Genomic DNA, 18,976 nt, shown 5'->3' on the forward strand with positions numbered 1-18,976 from the left:
GATCTATGAAACCGTTAGAAGTCCATTGTAGAAATAGGGTAATGTATGTTCGGATGAACATAGAGGATAAAGGTATGGGCATGCGTGATTATCATCTGTATGGCAAGGATGGGCTAAGTTTCTACGTCTTCAGGCGTTCACAGGGAGAATGGGAACTCGCTTATGGTGTAATGCCAGATGACTTGAAAGACGCTTGTATAGATGCGCTTATTCTTCGGTTCGATCACGATTCACCTCAATTGTTCTACACGAACGGGAAAAGGAATATTGTCCGTGTGAGTGCAAAGAAAGATGGAGTATGGCACGTGTATGTAAACAATTTCTATGTTGCTTCGATACAGTATGACCAGTTCTCTAAGAAATTCGAATATCACCTGGAAGCGGAAACACCGCTGACCGATGACCATATCCAGAAGTATATTGCCATGATTCAGCGAGGGGAAATAAAATGGGTGAAAGAACGATGAAGTCTATTATGTTCCGCTGTTTAGTGGATGGTATTCCTCAATATGTCGACATTTCAAAACTGTATGGGGGAGGCTCCTTCCAAGTAATGATCAACAATTTTTTTATAACTTCTATATCAATATTGAATGGCGAATGGAAAATGCACCGCAATAATAAATCCTGGCTAACCACCGATGAACTGACTATTTTTATGGAACATTTCGAAGCTGAGGTGGTTTATGAGGAGGAAATATAAAAGCCGGGGGTAAAGTTTTTTCAGGACGAGACAATCGGGCAGTTACGGAAAACGTGTCGTTGTAGGCGGCGGAAGATGTTGGCAGCATCGATAAATAAATATCTTCTGAAAGAATAAATCCATAAATTAGTTCAAGAACTTTTTGAATCTATATATTTGAATTTAAAACTGCTTATATCTATAGTATGGCGACACTAAGATTTATATTGCTTGCACTTATATCAGTTGTTTGCTCACTGCCTTCTGCTTCTGCGCAAAACTCCCTTCCTAGAAATCTAAAAGAAACAGCTTCATTCTTAAATCTTAACGTTTCGGACAGTCTAAAAAACATAATCAAGCATAGTGACGAGGAAAAGTTAAGTGAATTAACCGACAATGAACTTGAAAGTGAATTTGAATTGATTGACTCGCTCCTTTCGACCGGAAAATCTCCATTATTTACATATTTAAATAATAAAGGAATCCACAACTTTAAAAAAGATGTGATTTTGGAATACTATAAACTACTGCTCTCAGCTGGTTATGTAAAAGAAGATTCTCTCCTGAAGACATTTAAACTGAAGGAAAACAAATTGAAAAAGGAAATCAAACAGCGGATGAATGCGGACACAATTGCCGGTATTTATATCCCGAAAAACCTTGAAGATTGTTTTGTCCAAATAGACTCGTTCTGGGATGATAGCACCAAAAATAAAGTAAGAGAAATGACAGAGTCAGAGTTTATGGCTGGCTCACATTTCGGATTTGGAATGTGGATGAGAAATAACTGGGGACTCTGGGGAGGTTCAAGGCTTTCAACGTATTTCACCAAACGGGGAATAAGACATCCTGACGACATGTCTGGTATCATATTAACAAGTTATTATAGGAAATTAAAGGGGAAAGATCCCGATGTAAAATCGCAGCTAGAATATTATAAAAAGTATTGGATCCCATAAAATTATCCTCCAGAATATTATAAAGATCTAGCATCGAAAAGGCTTGAAGGAACAGCAGACATTAACAAATAGGACACTGCAAATCAAAGTAGGATTAGAGATATCATTAAAGCAGAACAATATGGAATTATTAAAAAAGAATCGCCTAGGAAAAACTTAAGGTACTAGGCAGGATGCTTATAAATAAGATGTAGAGTTATTAAGAAGAAAATGAATCTGAAAATCTAAATGTATAGTATCCGATCACCTCATCGTAGTATGACTTAATAAAAAGAATAACAAATTCTTCCAGTTTAGGCTGTGGAACGAGCGCTGAATAATCCTTTACTAGGCCTAATATGTCAATATGGAATAACAAATCATATTCATCATCTGAGTGGAGTTCTGTGATGAGAAGATCTGCATTTTCGTCAATTTCGCAAACATCGTTCACGCTGTGGGCAGTTAAAAATGATATAAATACCTGCTGCATAAATTGAAAGTTTTCAGCTGGTATGTCTTCTTTCTGATTTGGAAAGATTTCGCTCATTGTCTTTATCCTATTTTTAGGCTTATTGAACTTTTTATGCCACCAATCAAGTGTCATCAAAATAAATACTGCAATGTTAACTATAGCGATTAAACCAATGAAAATATTGAATAATATAGGCAGGGATTTTACAAATATTTTAAAGATGTTAATTTGATTTAGTGCTTCAATATTAAAACAAAAGGAAATCAAGCTTGCTAAACCAATAAACTTAAGCCAACCGTAAGCCTTTTCCAAATAAAGGTAACCACAAACAAGTAGGAAAGCTACTGTGCCAAGTAAAATATCATAAGCATCTGAACCACGGTTAATGGTCTCAAATATTTCCCTTGCTAAAAGTACAGCACAGAATGAAAATATAAAACGCATAAATAGTTTAATAATTTGACAAAAGTAATAAACCTTGCTAACTGTTTATAAAGGAATCTTTTTAGCTTAGTCAGTTATTTCCCCAAAATATCTTCCAGTGTTTTTAAAAGCTCCTCTCCCCTAAGATTTGTGGCTATAATCACGCCTTTCGGATCCAAAAGAAAATTTTGGGGAATTCCTCTCACATGATATAATTCAGCTACCTCACTTTGCCAGCCAATCATATGATCAAAGCCTCCGAAATCTCCATCCATTTATCTTTTTCTTACAAAATGATTTTGAACGATTGAATTTAGAAAGATTTTTGTACCCATGTAATCTCACCTAAAAATAGCTACACTTATCAATGTAGTTTGATAAATTGATGTAAGCGGAAAATAGTACATCGTCAGCCAGGTTTCGTAGAGCCTGACAGGCAGTTGATAGTTTAAGCTTGTCGACCTATTTGTGGTAACTAACGTCCGATGAAAAGTGTCCCCTCTTGTAATGACGGCAGAGCTACCTATCAACTTAGATATTTATGAATTCGGAGTGAACGCAACGCCGAATTGAAAAAGAATTTTTTTAAGTTGAGTCAACTGTTCGGAAAATCCGAATAGTTTAACAGGTTGGGAACAAAGTGGGCATATCCAGTCAAATATAGCAACTTCAAATTTTATTATTATCTTTACTGTAAAGTAATAGACCAAATCATTTAACTGATTAATCATTAAATTTCTATGCATATTAATCATTTAATAGGCAGGTGTATTTTGCTTCAATTGATTACATGGAATAAAACCGCAAATTATGTTCATAATTGATATCCGTTGGATTTTTAAGCTATTGTTTAACCTAGCGATCCTCGTTGTAATCGGCAGGTTATTTTATGCACCCTATGAGCCAAAACTGCAAGGGACCAATCTCGTGTATATATTTCCTTGTATTGGAGTCTTAAGTAGCTATCTTTATCTAGCAGTCTGGTTTGGCTGGAAAAGAGCATTTAGGATATTACTATACATTGGCATATATATATTGTTAACATGCTATTTTGTACTGAGGGAATCCTTACCAAAATGGTTGGACTATACTTTGACAATTTCAATCCTCATATTGCTTGGATATGGTGTTTACCGTATCGTTAAATACCTAATTAGCTTGATTAAAAATATAAGAACGCGGTTCAATGCCAATAAGATACGTAATAGAAATAAAACTGAAAATCGTTGAGCCAGACCGCAAATCAGCATAAATGGAAAAAATGTTCTCGCTGTTAAAGTCTTAAATCCTATCATCGGCTTCAAAAAGAATTAACAAAAGGAGGTCTAATCGATAAATTATCTCAACATCGTTCCTTCTGGTCGTCTTATTGATTGTTATAAAGTTACCACGGGTAGTTTCATTTTCGTTACTGCGCGAAAACTAATAATGAAAGTTGACTTTCTTGCTCTTTCCGCTCTGTGGCCAGTCAGCTATCAATTAAAATCTAAGGCTTTATTTCTTTGAATATCGGCTGGAATTCGCGATGCCATTTCTCCAATTTATTATTCTTAAACCTAAATAAATAGAATTCATCATCAAAAGGAACATTCCTGTAGGAAATAACTTCTATAGTATCCGTAGCGTTTACTTCCTTTTGCGCAATTGAATAGGATGATCCAAGAATATTAACAACTTGCAATTTAGACATCCCCAATTCAAGCTGCTCCATTTTCGATTTTCTCATTGTGGCAATGCGTGTGCCAGAACAAGAAGACAACACCACAGTTAAAAGACTTAAAATGGCTATTAAATTATTCTTCATATATCTAATTTAAGAAATAATTTCATTAAGTTGACCTATTTATGTCAGAGATCGGGTTTAGAATTGAAAGCTGTTTGCTTTTCCATTTTATTATATTTACTCAAAAAGGGTCGCAACCTTAGCTAGGTTTCGGTCGGAAAATTTTGAGTTAAAATTGGAGAAGATAAATCGGGATCGCTTGGATGAAATTGTTTAACCGCATTTAAGCGAGCTCTTTCCTTATTCTGCTCAAGGACTGCGGCGTAATCTTGAGATAAGAGGCGATATACTGCTGTGGAACCTGCTGAACAATCGCTGGGTAACGTCGCAAAAGTTCCATGTATTTGGTTTTCGCATCGCCATAATTCAGAAAATCATTATCTTTTATTTTTTGAAGCAATGACGCTTCACTAAGGGTTTTGAAATAAACATATAGATTTGGAATGCTCTGCAAATAACGTTCAAAAGCTGAAAAAGCTATCGTATAAATTTTGCTGGCAACGACTGCCTGAATAGCCTCTGTCGCGGGCTGTCTAGTATAGTAACTTTCAAGATTTGCAAAAAATTGGTGCTCCTTGATAAAATACTTTGTGACATCATTGCCTGATATATCCGCACCCAGCAAACGTAAGATACCGCTTTCAACAAAGAGAATCTCAGACGCTACTTCATGAAGTTCTTCGATATAGGTACCCGCTTTTACCTGGCGTAATTTAAAACTCGAAGCAAGCAGATCAATATCGCTTGCCGCAAGTATTCCTCCAAAAGCAAGTGCAGCCTTAAGTTTTTTCATTATTTTACGATTTGTAGTTCCAATAGACTGTTTGCACAGGAGATTACAGCTTCTTTAACAGGAATGGGCTTCCATCCCAGTTCTCTCTGCGCTTTACTGATATCTGTTTGCCTCCTAACCATCTCCAACAAAACCGGTTTGAGCTCTGGGCGAAACTGCGCGAGCATCCTTGTTATAAAGTTAGGAAATTCTGCTGTAGGAATTTTTCGCTCCGGAAAATTTTCCTTGAGGATAAGCGCCACGGCCTTGAGGGTAGAATAGCCAGTCGCAGCGATATACCTATTGCCAGCTGCCTCAGGCCTTTCCATCGACAAAATCAAGAGGTCGGCGACAGAACGGACATCGACAAGATCAAAACCGATCTTGGGTAAAGCAGGATAACTTCCGTTCATCAAAGCGACAATGATCTCTGCAGACGTACCATAATCTTTTTCGATCACCGGCCCCAAAATAGCCCCTGGACATACTGTAACCAATTCCAGCGAGCTAGCGTCTTGTCTGATAAAATCCCAGGCGGCCTTCTCGGCGATGGTTTTACTTTTATAATATGGCGTAATATCGCTCTTACTGCCTATATCCGTCCAATCGTTTTCTGTAAAAATTTTGCTAGGATCTTTCGCTGGTTGGCCATAGGCTACAGCGGCTAATGAAGAGGTCATCACAACCCGCTTAACGTTGTTGTCTACGGCGGCTCTCAAAATATTTAAGGTACCGTTTTTTGCCGGTACGATTAATTCATCCTCATTCTTTGGCAGTGTTGCCGGAAAAGGTGATGCAACATGCTGGATAAAGTCCACTCCCTTTGCAAGATCGTTCCAGATACTTGCATCGTTTAAATCTGCGACTACAAAGTGCAGCTTACTCAAATGATCGGTATGCTGGCCAATCACCTCTTTTATCGATGATATGCGATCTCTGTTCCGTAGTGTACCTATCACCTCATAGCCTTTATTAAGCAATTGAATGGCCGTATGTGCGCCTAAAAAACCGGTAACTCCGGTCAGTAATACTTGCTGATTTTTCATTTTCTTTTATTTGTAAAGTTCGGATGATCTGAACAAGCTACCATTACCATTTGTTAAGAAATACGGCTTTTACATCTTTTGTGATTAGTTGCACTACTTCACCTATCTCTGAACAGATATAAACAGTTTTATCCATCTTTTCCAAATAAAGAGCAAACTCGTCGAGTACCTCAACGTCATCCCCAAAAAGAACAAAACGGTCGAAAATTTCACAAAGGACTCTAAGGGTTTCCATTTTCAAACCCAACCTCTTTTGGAAAAAAATCATAACAATCATAACACATATTTTTAGAATACTTAAATGGCGCCCCGCTGACACCAGAAAACAACGGGGACACCATAGATAATCAGATTTGAAATGCATCAGCAAATCGGGCAAACGTTTCTCGTGCCGCATAAATGGCATCTGCAGCATGTTCTTCCGAAATATTTGCACGCAAAACATCAATAAAGACATTCCATTTCTGACTTGTTTCTGAACCGTAGCCGGAAAAAAAGGAGATTCCTTCAGTTATTCCGTATTTCGCCAGCATTTGAACAATGATCATGCCTCCCATTACGGAACCTTCCATGATGTAAAGTGCGCCCATCGCCTTAGCTGTGCTGTCGATGTTAGGGACATGTACTTCTGGAAGTTCGTTCAGATCTCCGCCTAAGTCCACGATATCTTCTGCAAGACTGACGGCATGTCGCCTTTCGGGATAATCTGGCAGGATTTCCCTAGTGATATACGGGGCAATGGCGTCTTCTAATTTCTTGAAGTAGCTGTAAAATATTTTTAACAGATCTGCGTATTCCGCATTGCTACGGATCGACTTTAATCTGGCGACAACCAATTTCTCCAGTTGTTGGTGCTGCAAGGCGGTTTGCTTTCTTAATTCTTCTTGTATCATCATTATTGTTTTTTATTGTAAAAAGGTGATTTTTGTCGGATCATTCTACTCCGCCACCCAGACTGCGATACAGGTCGGCCATGGCGGAAAGCTCCTGACGTCGGACGGAGGCGAGGTCAAGTTCGCTCTGCAATACATTAACCTGTGCCGTAATCACTTCGAGATAGTTTGCCATGCCATTCACGAAAAGGGTATTGGCATTTGCTGTTGCCTGCTGAAGTGTGTGGACACGTTGGGTTGTAATGTACTGCTGTTGTTTCAGCTTCTCAATCTTTATTATGGCATCGGAGACCTCTCCAACCGCTCCCAAGACTGTTTTTCGAAATGCAACAATTGTTTTCTCTCGTTCAATAGCAGCTATCTTATACTGTGTACTAAGTTCCTTATGTTGGAGTAATGGCTGTAAGATAGTTCCGCCCACAGTACCAAAGAGTGCCCCCGGAATATTGAACCAATCGCTTGCTTTCAGTGCCCCCACTCCGCCTGCGGCAGTAATACGAAGAGCAGGATACATCTGCGCTTTGCTGATGCCTACTTTTGCATTCGCAATCACCAGGTCCAGCTCACGGCTCCGAACATCTGGCCGTCGCCGGACCATATCAATTGGAACACCAGTCGACAGCTGCTCTGGAAATTTAATCTCTTCGAGCATAGTACGTCCCTGCTGTATACCGGGCAATTCACCAGCAAGCACATGTAGCGCATTCTCCTGCAATATGATTTCCTTTTCGAGTTGCGGGATCAGCTCCGCTACTGCCAGTCGCTGTGCCTCGGCTTGCTGAACCGCCAAATAGGTTGCCTGCCCCATCCTATACTGCACGTTTGTGATACGCAAAGTACTATCATTTAATGCCATGTTCGCTACTGCGACACGACGCTGCTGATCTAACATAAGAAGATTATAATAACCTTTTGAAACACTTACAATCAGATCGGTCTGCAAGGTTTTACGAGCCTCGTCGCTCTGTAAATAAGCGGCAAGCACGGCTTTGTTGGAATGACGGATCTTTCCCCAAACATCGGCTTCCCAAGTCAGACTGGCTCCTAAGGAATAATCCTCGATATGATTGGCCCCTAAAAACTGGCTTGCCGTCATCCCGTTGAGGCTGTAATTGGAAGGATTACTTGTATTTCCCGTTGCGTTGAGACTAACAACGGGTAGATTGTTCCATTTTGACTGACGTACAAGCAGATGTGCTGATTCAATATTTTTCAGCGCGACCTGCATGTCAAAGTTTTTCTTCAGGGTACTATCAATCATTACCTGCAACACTTTATCCGTGAAAAAACTCTTCCATGGCAGCATAGCGATACCCAGTGTATCTTTCTCGGTCTCGCCACGGAAAGCCGCAGGCAGTTCTGGCCTGGGCAGCTGGACGTCTTTAGTAACTGCGCAGCCACCCAGTGTAGCCAGTAATACAATGACTGGAATGATCTGACGATAGTTTTTAATTAAATAGCTCATAAATATCTCTTTTTATTTGTCTTAGGCTTCTAGAGCAGGTTGGATCGCTGGTGTTGGTTGCGTTTTCTTACCTGATATTTTTTCCTGTAGGGCCTGAAATACAACGAACAGCACCGGTATGATAAACAATCCCAGAATGACACCACTGATCATTCCACCGGCAGCGCCTATACTGATGGAATGGTTTCCCATAGCTGATGGCCCAGTGGCCCGCATCATAGGGGTAATACCCGCGACAAACGCGATTGAGGTCATAATAATGGGCCGGATACGCAGTTTGGCAGCCTCTAATGCCGACTGCAGCAATGTACGCCCTGCATGTCTGCGTTGTACCGCAAATTCGACGATCAGGATTGCATTTTTGGCCAGTAGCCCGATCAGCATAATTAATGCTACCTGGATATAGATATTATTGTCAATACCTGCCATGCCAATAGCTGCAAAAACGCCAATGATACCTGTTGGAACTGAAAAAACCACAGCCAAAGGAAGGATATAGCTGTTGTACTGTGCACACAACAGGAAGTAAACAAATAGTAGAGAGAGCGAAAAAATAATCACGGACTGTCCGCCGGACGAGATTTCTTCCCTAGTCATTCCCGAAAATTCATACGAGTAACCTGATGGCAACACATCAGCTGCAACCTCGCGGACAGCTTGGATAGCGTCGCCGGTACTATAGCCAGGTTTGGGCACGGCATTGACACCGATCGAGTTGAAAAGGTTATATCGTGTAATCACTTCTGGTCCAAAGACTCTTTTCAAACTTACCATTGTTTTTATGGGAACCATCTTGCCAGATTTATTCTTGACATAGACTTCGTTCATCGAGGCCGGATCTGCACGTTCCTCTTTGTCGGCCTGCACCATGACCCGATAATATTTACCAAAGCGATTGAAATCAGAAACCTGCGCACTGCCGAAGAAAGACTGCATTGTTCCAAGAACATCTTTTTCGTCCACCTCCAATTGTTCAATTTTTTCATGGTCAAGAATCATCTCGTACTGTGGATAGTCTGCACGGAAGGTGGTAAACGCGACAGCTATTTCTTTACGTTTGCTCAACTCGGCGATAAACCTGTTGGCAATTCCACCAAATTTATCCAGTTTGCCGCCGGCTTTGTCTTCGAGCACCAGATCCAGCGCATCCACATTGCTGAACCCAGGAACGGTAGGAAAAGAAAACACAAAGCACTGCGCCCCTTTTATTGTATTGAGCCGTTTTTGAATTTCAGCAATGTTAGCGGAGACATCGTTCATCGATCCACGCTCACCATCTTTCTTCATTCTGAAAAATGCAACACCGGATGAAGGGCTTGTTGAACCAGTCAAAATGTTAAATCCTGCAATTTCATTGAAAGCGAATTTTGCCTCCATGTCCCTGACTTTGTTAGCAGCCTCATCTAGAATTGCCTGTGTCCTGTTCATTGAAGAACCCGGCGGAAGGTTTACTGAGATCGCTATAAAGCCTAGATCTTCTGATGGAATAAAGCCGGTCGGAGTCCGACGAATAAGCCAGCCCGTAATGACAACTACGAGTACGAGCCCAGCAAGACTTACCCATTTAAACTTGATCAGTTTTTTCACTGCGGCAACATACTTATCAGTTACATTTTCAAAGCTTTTATTGAAGGCGTAGAAAAAACGCTGTTTAAAATTGGTAGGCGCTTTATGATGATCATGATTGACATCTTTCAACAATAAGGCACATAATGCGGGGCTGAGTGTCAACGCGTTCAAGGCAGAAATAACAATTGCAATAGCTAAAGTAAAGGCAAACTGACGGTAAAACACACCTGCAGACCCTTTCATAAAGCCAACAGGAAGAAATACCGCTGCCATGACCAAGGTAATCGATATAATGGCACCAGTGATCTCATGCATCGCGGCCATAGTCGCTTTTTTGGCTGTCATGTTTTTATTCTCCAGTTTGGAATGCACAGCTTCAACAACAACAATGGCATCATCGACTACGATACCTATGGCCAGCACGAGTGCGAATAATGTCAGTAAGTTAATGGAAAATCCGAAGACGGACATGAAGAAAAAGGTACCTATGACAGCTACAGGAACAGCGATGGCTGGAATCAACGTGGACCGGAAATCCTGTAAAAATATATATACAACGATAAAAACAAGAATAAAAGCTTCCAACAGCGTATGCTGTACCTGATTAATGGATTGATCAAGCATATCCTTGGTATTGTAGAGTATTTGTTGCTTGATCCCTGGAGGGAAATCTTTCTCAGCTTTTTTCAAAAACTCGGCTACCTTCGTCTGTATTTCTCTTGAGTTTGATCCCGGCAGCTGTACTACTTCAAACAAAATACTTTGTTTATCATGTACTGTATTTAGTGAGTTATAAGTGTAGCTCCCTAGTTCAACTTTAGCAACATCTCTCAATTTCAAAATACTTCCATCTACGTTCGATCTAATGATTATGTTTCCATATTCTTCAGGTTTGGTATATTTTCCTGAATACTTAAGAACATACTCAAAAGACCTGTTACTTGATTGTCCAAATCTTCCTGGTGCCGCTTCCTGGTTTTTACTTTTGACGGCAGCCATCACTTCTGTTGGTGTGATGCTGTAAGCAGCCATTTGTGCCGGATTGAGCCAAATACGCATGGAGTAATCTTTATTACTTCCTAAAAATCTTACCTGTCCAACCCCTTGTATCCGTTTGAGCTCCGAAATTACATTGATCTGGGCATAATTGGTTAAGTATGTCGCATCGTAAAGTTTTGGATTTTCACTCATCAGATTGATAGCCATAACGAGCGAGTTCTGGACTTTTTGAGTGGTTATACCCGCCTGAACTACTTCTAACGGCAAGAGTCCGGTGGCAGATGAAACCCGGTTCTGTACATTGACAGCGGCCTGGTCGGGATCTGTGCCCAACTTAAAGTATACTGATATAATGAGTGTACCGTCGTTGCTCGAAGTGGAACTCATATAGGTCATATTTTCAACCCCGTTAATGGACTCTTCAAGTGCTGGTGCTACCGCACGCACTAATGTTTCTGCATTTGCACCTGGATAATTGGCCGAAACCTGAACTACTGGAGGTGCTATATCCGGAAACTGTTGTATAGGTAGATCCATCAGACCTACCGCGCCAAGAATGACCAGCATGATGGAAACAACAGTTGCAATAACTGGCTTATCAATAAAAATTTTTAACATGGTATAATAGTCTTTTGCATAAGTTAAATAAGGTGACTAGTTGCTGGCCATTTTATCGGATGATATTTCGGGCTTAACGGCCATTCCATCTTTAAGGGACTCCAGACCTTTTAAAATAAGTCTGTCCCCACTAACCAGGCCGTTGGAAATGTAATAGCTGTTTCCCGCAGCTCCGGCAACAGTTAATGCGACCTGCCGGGTTTTGTTGTGCTGGTCAACGACATAGGCAAAGAGCTTGTCCTGCATTTCGAACGTCGCTGCCTGGGGTACAGCAACTACACCATGCTGCCGCAGGCCAAGTCTAATACGGCCTGAATTGCCTGAACGAAGCAAACCTTGCCTATTGGGAAAGGTAGCCCTTAGGGTGATTGCTCCAGTAGACCTGTCGAATGCTGCATCAACCATATCAAGTCTACCTGTTACGGGATAATCCGTTCCACCAGAAAGCACCAGATTTACCTCAGCGCTGTTCTTTAATTTTTCGTCGATTGAACTGCCTTGAAGGCCATCCTTAAAGGCGACAAAATCAGCTTCTCCAACAGAAAAATAAGCGTGAACCTCCCTATTGTCGGAAAGATAGGTCAATGAATGGGTATCGGATGGAGCAACTAGACTACCTGTTTTCTTTCCGAGACGGCCGATATAACCACTTACAGGAGCTTTTATGGTGGTAAAATTTAAGGTGATTTTGGCATTTTCTATTTTTGCCATCGCTTTTCGCTCCCCCGCTAGCGCAGCATCATAACTAGCCTGTGCAGTTTTCAGCTGATAGTTTGATACGACTCGATTATCCACGAGCGCTTTTAGCTTTTCGACTTCAATTTTTGCGGTCTGTACTTCTGCCTGCGCTATGGATAGCTGTGCTTTCGCATCGTTATAGGCTTCACGGTATGGGCGTGAATCGATCAGGAAGAGAGCTTTGCCTTTTTCCACATAGGCTCCTTCCTGAACCAAAACCCTTTCAAGTATCCCATTCACCTGAGGGCGTATTTCGACATCAGTAAGCCCTTCTAACTGTGCAGGATACTCTGTATAAACAACCGTATCGGTCTTGTTTAAAACCATTACGGGAACCTCAGGGATACTTTGCTCCTGAGCAGGTTGACGGCCCGATTTGCAGGAAGAAAATATGATAACTGGAATTGCTATTCCGAGTAACAGATTTTTTTTCATAAAATTTGATTTGATATTAGTGAAATGTGTAAGAATATGAGTGAATGTTGAGTTTCTTGAATTATTTATTGCGGGTAGTAAGGATGAGTCAGTAAGTAAACGACCACTCCAGTAAAACTAACATACAACCAGATCGGCATAGTCCACCGGGCAATCTTGCGGTGCTGATTAATTCGATTATTTAGCGCAAAAACCATCGCTAGAAGCCCAAGGGGCACAATAATGGCGACCAGGACAACGTGCGTGAGCAAAATAAAGTAGTAAACCCCTCGCAATAGACCATCGCCTTTATAGCTGGTAGAGGGCATGGAAAAATGATAGAGCAAATAAGAAAACAGAAATAAGGAGGTAAAGGAGAAGGCCAGAAATATGGAACTTCGATGCAGGAGTATGTTTTTACGACGAACCGCCAACAATGCAAATAGCAACGAAAAGAACGTTAAACCATTTAAAATTGCATTGAGCTTGGGTAAGCTGGAATAATCACGACCTGCTACCATGCTTAATTTGGGTAAGAAAAAAGTAAGCAGAATTAAACCATTAATAACAATGGTGAGTATCCAAATAAGTAAGATAGAATTTCTGTATGGCATTATTTTATAGATATTTTGTGATTGATGGCTGAGCTGGTATTAGCGCAAGCATAGTTAAACATTGACCATAACAACTAAAACATACTACATGATATGTTTTTGAATATGAATAGGATTTCATCATAAGTGATATTTTTAAAACATACTAATTAGTATGTTTTAATGCTTAAAAATAAACTTTAACAACTCAACAAAACATACTATATGGTATGTTTTGGTTTAAAAAAATTTAATTCAATGAATCAAGGTATTGTCGGAATTCGCGTAAAAATGAAACATAATAGGGTTTCCCAAATAATTTGCCCATATTTCGGACGCCATGGTATAATGTTATGATATGAAGTGCAATCTGTTTGGCATCATGCGAAAGCCCTAATTGTCCGGTCTCCTGTCCTCGCATGATCTCAGCTTCAATGGCTCTTTCCCATTTATTCAATGATTTTTTCAATGCTACCCGAAATGCTTCATTCAGCGGAGCCATCTCTTGGATAAGATTTACAGCCGGACAACCATGTTCAACAGTCATAAACGGATGTTTAAAGAGAAGTTTATCCATCATTTTATAAATATTATCTCTGAAATTGGGACTTGTTGACAGTGAATTTTGAATATCTGGCCAAATCTCCGTATGCATAGCTTCTTCTATCAATGCTATACCCATCTCTTCTTTGTTTTTGAAATGATAGTAAAAGGCTCCTTTCGTCACTTGTGTTGTAGCCAAAATATCATCAATACTGGTCGATTGAAAACCTTGCTTGTATATTAATTCCATCGCTCTTCTGAGAATATCCGATCTTGTTGCCTGCGCTTTTGACATAAACATACCAATTAGTATGTTGCAAATATACAGAGCAAATACACTGCTTGTATCCCACACTTGTCATTCTTAAGTAAAACTGAAAAATTAAAATATTTAGTCACTTCACCACTTTTACTTGACTATATAGCGCTCATCCTATGTAAGATGTTTTTGACCATAAAATGACGCTAAGAAATATGGTTTGGAACAAACGATGATACCTGTGTCTATAACGGTAAAATATACACAGTCCTCAAGCATGAAGGTAAACCGTTTAAAAATGTCCGCTCGATAATAGCGGATAAAAATGGAAACATCTGGCTCGGGGAAAATGACGGACTATGGCGCTATGACGGTACTAGATTTACAAATTATACCCGCCAGTTTGTTGGCTATATCTACCAGGATAAAATGGGAATATCTGACTAGTTCAGATAGTATTGTCAATAGGGACTTCAAGTATGTCTCACAACCGCCTACCAATACAAAAAGCTGGATTATCTCCCGTTACAATTCAAAATCGTTATCGAATCCCTCGTGCCTCCTGAGATCATCAGATCGGAGGAAGCTATGATTTTTGGAATGACGGAAGCTAATGATGGTAACATTATGGTTTGGTACTTTAAATGGAGTGCATCGTTATGATGGAGTCACTACCGTCGGCTTATGCGCAAAACTCCCTTCCTAAAAATCTGAAAGAAATAGCTTCATTCCTAAATCTTAACGTTTCGGACAGCCTAAAAAACGTAATCAAGGATATTGATCAGGGAAGAGTCAAGTGAATTTACTTCTCAGTTTAGCCTCCAAAGTGGAATCTATCTGATAATAGCCGCTGCCCTTATCTGTATATCTGTATGAGTAAAGCTTTTCTTTGACACTTTTTTTATTGATCTTTTCGAACAGGGCTTCTAGCGTCGGGGAGACAACAATATAGAGCTCCTCCAAATCCAACAACATAATGTGATCAAAACGAATATAGAGTGTCTTGTTGGTCTGTAAATAAATACCGCCGTGAAGTTCGTCTATGGTATCCTCATCTTCAAAGAGAAAAGGCACAGCATATCCTTCATCAGTAATGACGTAATCAAAACCTTCGCCGTAGATAAAAGCATAAAATTCATATTGAAGAGCAGGAGGATCATCATTGGCTGATTCTTTTCTATTTGATGCACTAAATGTATTCGCTAAACTTTCTGCTTCCTCTAACAGATCATTCTCCTTAATACTCTGTGGATTAAAATATGAAGATTTATTAAGAAGTTCGCTACCAATAACGTTGAACAAGCTTTTCTGGTAAGGGCTATATTGAAGCAAAAATATATAGCCATTCACCACCGCACATAAGAACCACATTAGATCCCACGGAACATTGTGATGCGTGAGATCAGGACTAGCAGTGCGTATATAACTTGGAACAAATAGCTTTTCTATCGGTAGGGAATTCCGATAGAAAATTCCTGCCATTAAAAACACGGTCAATGTGTAGGGTACAAATGTCCAAAATGCTTTAAATTTGGTTGGTTTATATCCATAATAGGATACTATACTCCACATAGTTAAAAAGAGTGCAATCCCAGAAAACAACACCGCAGCCGGCACAATCAACTTCAAACGATCTAAAATAAACGCTAGAAACAGATCTTGCGGTGCTGATACGAGGACAGGAATATAGGCTGCAAATCCGCAAATTGACACAAATATAATAGTTACAGAAAGACAAACAATATAATCCTTCCACTTTGTTTTATGTTTATTGGTACTTTTCATGATTATATATTGGTAATAAAATGTAGAAAACTCTCTAAATAATTTTTTTTAGACGAACTATTGCCGTTCAGCATTCGATAATTTCTTCATAAACTGCATGTCCCTTTATTTGATCAATCGGACATTGTCTACATCATCTTTTGCATAATTCTTGTAAAACCAGGGTATACCCAATCTTCCCTCAAAGACTTTCACCTCTACCCGAGCCTCCGAAACGGATCGAACTAACGGCACTAACATATTTCTGGCACCCCATTGAGGATTATCAAAAACCATTTTATGTGGGTCCATTCCCGGTAAAATGATAATTTGAGGATTATAAACGGTTCCCTGCTCCCATCCCTTGACTTTCCCCCGATTGAGCATATTACCAACCTTAAGAAAAGCAATGCTATATAAGCTTAGAAAAATAAAAAGAATGGAATAGAATATAATTTTAAGATGTTTAGCCACAAATTTTCGATACAATTGGATAAATACCCGAATAAACAGCGTCATGACAAAACCTAGGACAGCTCCCCATTTTACAAAGAATAGCTCATCCATAGAATGTACGTTATCAAACATCAAGTATGCAAAACCTATTATCGAAATACCTACATTCAAAAAAAGACGTTTTAAAGCACCTGGCGGAAATCTATTCCAATACTGCAGCACCATAACCAATTGTATGGTAACTGCCACACAAAAAAATACGACTACTCCAGTGTTGAAATAAAAAATATCAAGGAAAAATATATAGGCTATAAGCATAATAGCTATTATCTGACAAAACCAATAAGCCAGGAATACTAAATTCCAACGATTGATTTTAAAGAAGTCCGAATACTGCTCTCGGCTGCTTTCCAATGCAGCTGCAAACTCTTTGCTTGACAGCTTTAAATTTTTAAAGCTTTTTTGGCCTAAGAAAGCTAAATTGGAGTCTGCAATCGCAGGCTGGCCCATAACCCAATTGCTGATTTTGTATACAGCATATTTCTCATCTGAAGCAGTTGCAGCGGGACCATATCGTCCTTTTATCAGCTCCAGATTGAAATTACCCAAGACAATAACATCAGTATCCCAACTAAAGGATAATTGTCCCCGCCAGGGATCTTTTATAACGATACCTTCCGCTGCCAATATTGCTTTCCAACGGTATATATACAACAAATACCGCAAAAGTTTATAGCAAACAAAGACCAAAGAAATACCAATGACAAGCGGAAATACCGGTATTTCGCCATAAAAGTCTATTCGGTATTGAGAAAACAAAAATGACCATAGCGTGATTCCAACGATCGATATTAATAAGAAAGTAAAAAAAATTCGATAAATATAGGGATAGACAAGAATTTGATCGTTAGCTTTCATAACATTGTGTTTATATTTTTAATTTTGATTATATGTATATTAGGTCAATAACTTTCTCAGTTCATATGGCTTTCTGTTAAAATAGCTTAACTTTTGTCGTATTCACCAAGACTAAAGAATCATATTTTACTATATTCCAGAGAATTACACTAATATTTTAGGGTATCAGGATAGCTCATCTTATTTAATTGTGGTGTTAAATTTGGTTTTCTATCCAAAGATAATATTTTTTTAACAAATTTATTAAATAAATTAATAAAATAAACTGTAAACAATGTAAAATTATAAAAATGGATGGTAAGGCAGTTTTGGCCTTACTAATTCGTCTATTTATGTTGGAGCAAATGGCAAAGTTGGTATATAGGGAAAAATTACCTTAATTATGACAGAATTGCCACCAATGGAATAAGGAACATTCCTAGCAATGTAATAACTAGACAAACGATAACTAGTATGCTTGGAAACGCGTACAGAATGCCTCCAATTTTATAAAAAAGGGGCAACGTTTGAAGAGCGCAATCGTTAGACTAAATTGCATTATGGAAAAGAAAACATTTTGGCATCATCTTTTAAATCATTCGCTCTATTTTATGAAAGTATTTCTCCTAGTCCCAATTTTATTTCTTATTGTAGCTTGTCAAAACACTGCTAAAAAAACACCTAAGGCAAAAACACCGGAAAAAACTTTTAATTATTCCGCCTTTCAAAAAGACTATGCAGAAATACTGGATGCAATAATTACCCATGACACTTATATCAGTCGGTTGATCATAACTGAAAAACCTGAGACTTATATTGAAAACAAATTTATCAAAGATCTGATACATACGACTTACAAGGAGGATTATCCTCTGGGAGATGCTATTGGAATCAGGGAATTGTTTGGCCATCTTGGTTATAGCATGCAAGATTCAATCGGTTTTCTAAATCAGACAAGAGCCAGAGATACAGTCTACATTCCCCAACCGATCGCTCATAAGTATATGGTTAAAGACAGCAATAGATTGACTATGGAAGAACGTTTTTTAACAAAGCTGGTCTTCCACTTACCTATTCTGACACATAACGGCCAAAAAGCATTTGTGTCCGTGGATCATATATGTGGTGGATTGTGTGGCCAAGGATGGTATTTTATTCTTGAAAAAATAAAAGGCAAATGGAAGGTTGTAAAATATGAGGATACTTGGATAGCTTAATATCAATAGCAACATGAAGTAGTCGCTCGCCAACACGGCTTGAATAGATTATCGGGTTATTAAATGAAAAGAGTATTTTCAATTGTGTATTAAAAAATTAAAAAAATAATACTAAATGCTATTTTTACAGCATATTCGTATTTTGTAACCAACTGTTAATAGTAATATGATGGCAGACGACCAACTTGAAAATGTAGATCCAGACGATATTAGCGATTTACTTGTTAAAGTTGAAAAATCCTTTGACATGGAGTTTGGGAGCACCGAACTGATGCACATTTTCACTTTTGGTGAATTGTGTGATCACATCGCCAATAAAATTCAACTAGCGCATTCGAACGACTGCACAAGCCAACAGGCTTTTTATAAACTGCGTGATGCAATGGCATCGATACTTCAAATAGACTACAAAACAATCACGACCAGCTCTGC

Annotated in this window: 21 protein-coding genes; 7 read left to right on the top strand and 14 right to left on the bottom strand. The window is 39.1% G+C overall.

The features are described 5' to 3' along the window. Positions 1 to 5 precede the first annotated feature (5 nt). The 3 genes from HPC41_RS15555 to HPC41_RS15565 all read left to right on the top strand — a co-directional run bounded on the left by HPC41_RS15555 (position 6) and on the right by HPC41_RS15565 (position 1,641). On the top strand, positions 6 to 467 hold the full coding sequence (locus HPC41_RS15555; protein WP_172394861.1) for a hypothetical protein: 462 nt from the start codon (positions 6 to 8) through the stop codon (positions 465 to 467). Beyond that, entirely contained in the window at positions 464 to 703 is a 240-nt protein-coding gene (locus HPC41_RS15560; RefSeq protein WP_172394862.1) for a hypothetical protein, read from the top strand. The genes HPC41_RS15555 and HPC41_RS15560 overlap by 4 nt, the downstream gene beginning before the upstream one ends. 185 nt (positions 704 to 888) lie before the next feature. Further along, positions 889 to 1,641: a DUF6794 domain-containing protein gene (locus tag HPC41_RS15565; protein ID WP_172394863.1), complete on the top strand. Its 753-nt coding sequence runs from the start codon at positions 889 to 891 to the stop codon at positions 1,639 to 1,641. Between the two features lie 199 nt (positions 1,642 to 1,840). On the opposite strand, the gene HPC41_RS15570 is transcribed toward HPC41_RS15565, so the two are convergent. From HPC41_RS15570 to HPC41_RS15625, 12 genes are all read right to left on the bottom strand, one after another. Continuing rightward, positions 1,841 to 2,539, bottom strand: coding sequence for a hypothetical protein (locus HPC41_RS15570; RefSeq protein WP_172394864.1), 699 nt, complete (start codon positions 2,537 to 2,539; stop codon positions 1,841 to 1,843). 74 nt (positions 2,540 to 2,613) lie between these two features. Further along, the gene (locus HPC41_RS15575) at positions 2,614 to 2,793 is read right to left on the bottom strand and encodes a peroxiredoxin family protein (RefSeq protein ID WP_172393929.1); all 180 of its coding nucleotides are present in this window, start codon (positions 2,791 to 2,793) and stop codon (positions 2,614 to 2,616) included. 1,211 nt (positions 2,794 to 4,004) lie between these two features. Continuing rightward, positions 4,005 to 4,322 carry a hypothetical protein gene (locus tag HPC41_RS15580; protein WP_172394865.1) on the bottom strand — a complete coding sequence of 106 codons (318 nt, stop codon included), beginning with the start codon at positions 4,320 to 4,322 and terminating at the stop codon, positions 4,005 to 4,007. 202 nt (positions 4,323 to 4,524) lie between these two features. Further along, complete coding sequence (locus tag HPC41_RS15585; RefSeq protein ID WP_172394866.1) at positions 4,525 to 5,094, bottom strand: Crp/Fnr family transcriptional regulator; 570 nt, start codon at positions 5,092 to 5,094, stop codon at positions 4,525 to 4,527. Then, positions 5,094 to 6,119, bottom strand: a complete 1,026-nt coding sequence (locus HPC41_RS15590; protein ID WP_172394867.1) for an SDR family oxidoreductase — start codon at positions 6,117 to 6,119, stop codon at positions 5,094 to 5,096. Before HPC41_RS15590 ends, HPC41_RS15585 begins: the two co-directional genes overlap by 1 nt. A 43-nt stretch (positions 6,120 to 6,162) precedes the next feature. Next, positions 6,163 to 6,354, bottom strand: coding sequence for a hypothetical protein (locus HPC41_RS15595; RefSeq protein ID WP_172394868.1), 192 nt, complete (start codon positions 6,352 to 6,354; stop codon positions 6,163 to 6,165). 112 nt (positions 6,355 to 6,466) lie between these two features. After that, positions 6,467 to 7,015: a biliverdin-producing heme oxygenase gene (locus tag HPC41_RS15600; protein WP_246250710.1), complete on the bottom strand. Its 549-nt coding sequence runs from the start codon at positions 7,013 to 7,015 to the stop codon at positions 6,467 to 6,469. Positions 7,016 to 7,052: 37 nt separating this feature from the next. Further along, a complete protein-coding gene (locus HPC41_RS15605; protein WP_216660775.1) occupies positions 7,053 to 8,477 on the bottom strand; it encodes an efflux transporter outer membrane subunit in 1,425 nt (474 codons plus the stop codon). A gap of 21 nt (positions 8,478 to 8,498) precedes the next feature. Beyond that, on the bottom strand, positions 8,499 to 11,663 hold the full coding sequence (locus HPC41_RS15610; protein ID WP_172394869.1) for an efflux RND transporter permease subunit: 3,165 nt from the start codon (positions 11,661 to 11,663) through the stop codon (positions 8,499 to 8,501). Positions 11,664 to 11,699: 36 nt separating this feature from the next. Beyond that, a complete protein-coding gene (locus HPC41_RS15615; RefSeq protein ID WP_172394870.1) occupies positions 11,700 to 12,836 on the bottom strand; it encodes an efflux RND transporter periplasmic adaptor subunit in 1,137 nt (378 codons plus the stop codon). A gap of 65 nt (positions 12,837 to 12,901) precedes the next feature. Next, on the bottom strand, positions 12,902 to 13,429 hold the full coding sequence (locus tag HPC41_RS15620; RefSeq protein WP_172394871.1) for a DUF420 domain-containing protein: 528 nt from the start codon (positions 13,427 to 13,429) through the stop codon (positions 12,902 to 12,904). 229 nt (positions 13,430 to 13,658) lie between these two features. Next, a complete protein-coding gene (locus HPC41_RS15625; protein ID WP_172394872.1) occupies positions 13,659 to 14,246 on the bottom strand; it encodes a TetR/AcrR family transcriptional regulator in 588 nt (195 codons plus the stop codon). Positions 14,247 to 14,468: 222 nt separating this feature from the next. Here HPC41_RS15625 and HPC41_RS25820 point away from each other — a divergent pair, with 222 nt between their 5' ends. Next, positions 14,469 to 14,657, top strand: a complete 189-nt coding sequence (locus HPC41_RS25820; RefSeq protein ID WP_420240159.1) for a two-component regulator propeller domain-containing protein — start codon at positions 14,469 to 14,471, stop codon at positions 14,655 to 14,657. A 212-nt stretch (positions 14,658 to 14,869) separates the two neighbouring features. Further along, the gene (locus tag HPC41_RS15635; protein ID WP_172394873.1) at positions 14,870 to 15,010 is read left to right on the top strand and encodes a hypothetical protein; all 141 of its coding nucleotides are present in this window, start codon (positions 14,870 to 14,872) and stop codon (positions 15,008 to 15,010) included. Here HPC41_RS15635 and HPC41_RS15640 read toward each other — a convergent pair. Together HPC41_RS15640 and HPC41_RS15645 are read right to left on the bottom strand one after the other, a co-directional pair. Continuing rightward, on the bottom strand, positions 15,003 to 15,995 hold the full coding sequence (locus HPC41_RS15640; protein ID WP_172394874.1) for a hypothetical protein: 993 nt from the start codon (positions 15,993 to 15,995) through the stop codon (positions 15,003 to 15,005). The genes HPC41_RS15635 and HPC41_RS15640 overlap by 8 nt on opposite strands. A gap of 105 nt (positions 15,996 to 16,100) precedes the next feature. Then, the gene (locus HPC41_RS15645; RefSeq protein ID WP_172394875.1) at positions 16,101 to 17,348 is read right to left on the bottom strand and encodes a hypothetical protein; all 1,248 of its coding nucleotides are present in this window, start codon (positions 17,346 to 17,348) and stop codon (positions 16,101 to 16,103) included. Positions 17,349 to 17,887: 539 nt separating this feature from the next. On the opposite strand from HPC41_RS15645, the gene HPC41_RS15650 reads away from it, so the two are divergent. Together HPC41_RS15650 and HPC41_RS15655 are read left to right on the top strand one after the other, a co-directional pair. After that, the gene (locus HPC41_RS15650) at positions 17,888 to 18,544 is read left to right on the top strand and encodes a hypothetical protein (RefSeq protein WP_172394876.1); all 657 of its coding nucleotides are present in this window, start codon (positions 17,888 to 17,890) and stop codon (positions 18,542 to 18,544) included. A 166-nt stretch (positions 18,545 to 18,710) separates the two neighbouring features. Beyond that, on the top strand, positions 18,711 to 18,976 hold a 266-nt coding region (locus HPC41_RS15655), incomplete at its 3' end, for a hypothetical protein (protein WP_216660776.1).

It is taken from the genome of Sphingobacterium prati (assembly GCF_013167215.1).
In the GTDB taxonomy this organism is placed as follows: domain Bacteria; phylum Bacteroidota; class Bacteroidia; order Sphingobacteriales; family Sphingobacteriaceae; genus Sphingobacterium; species Sphingobacterium prati.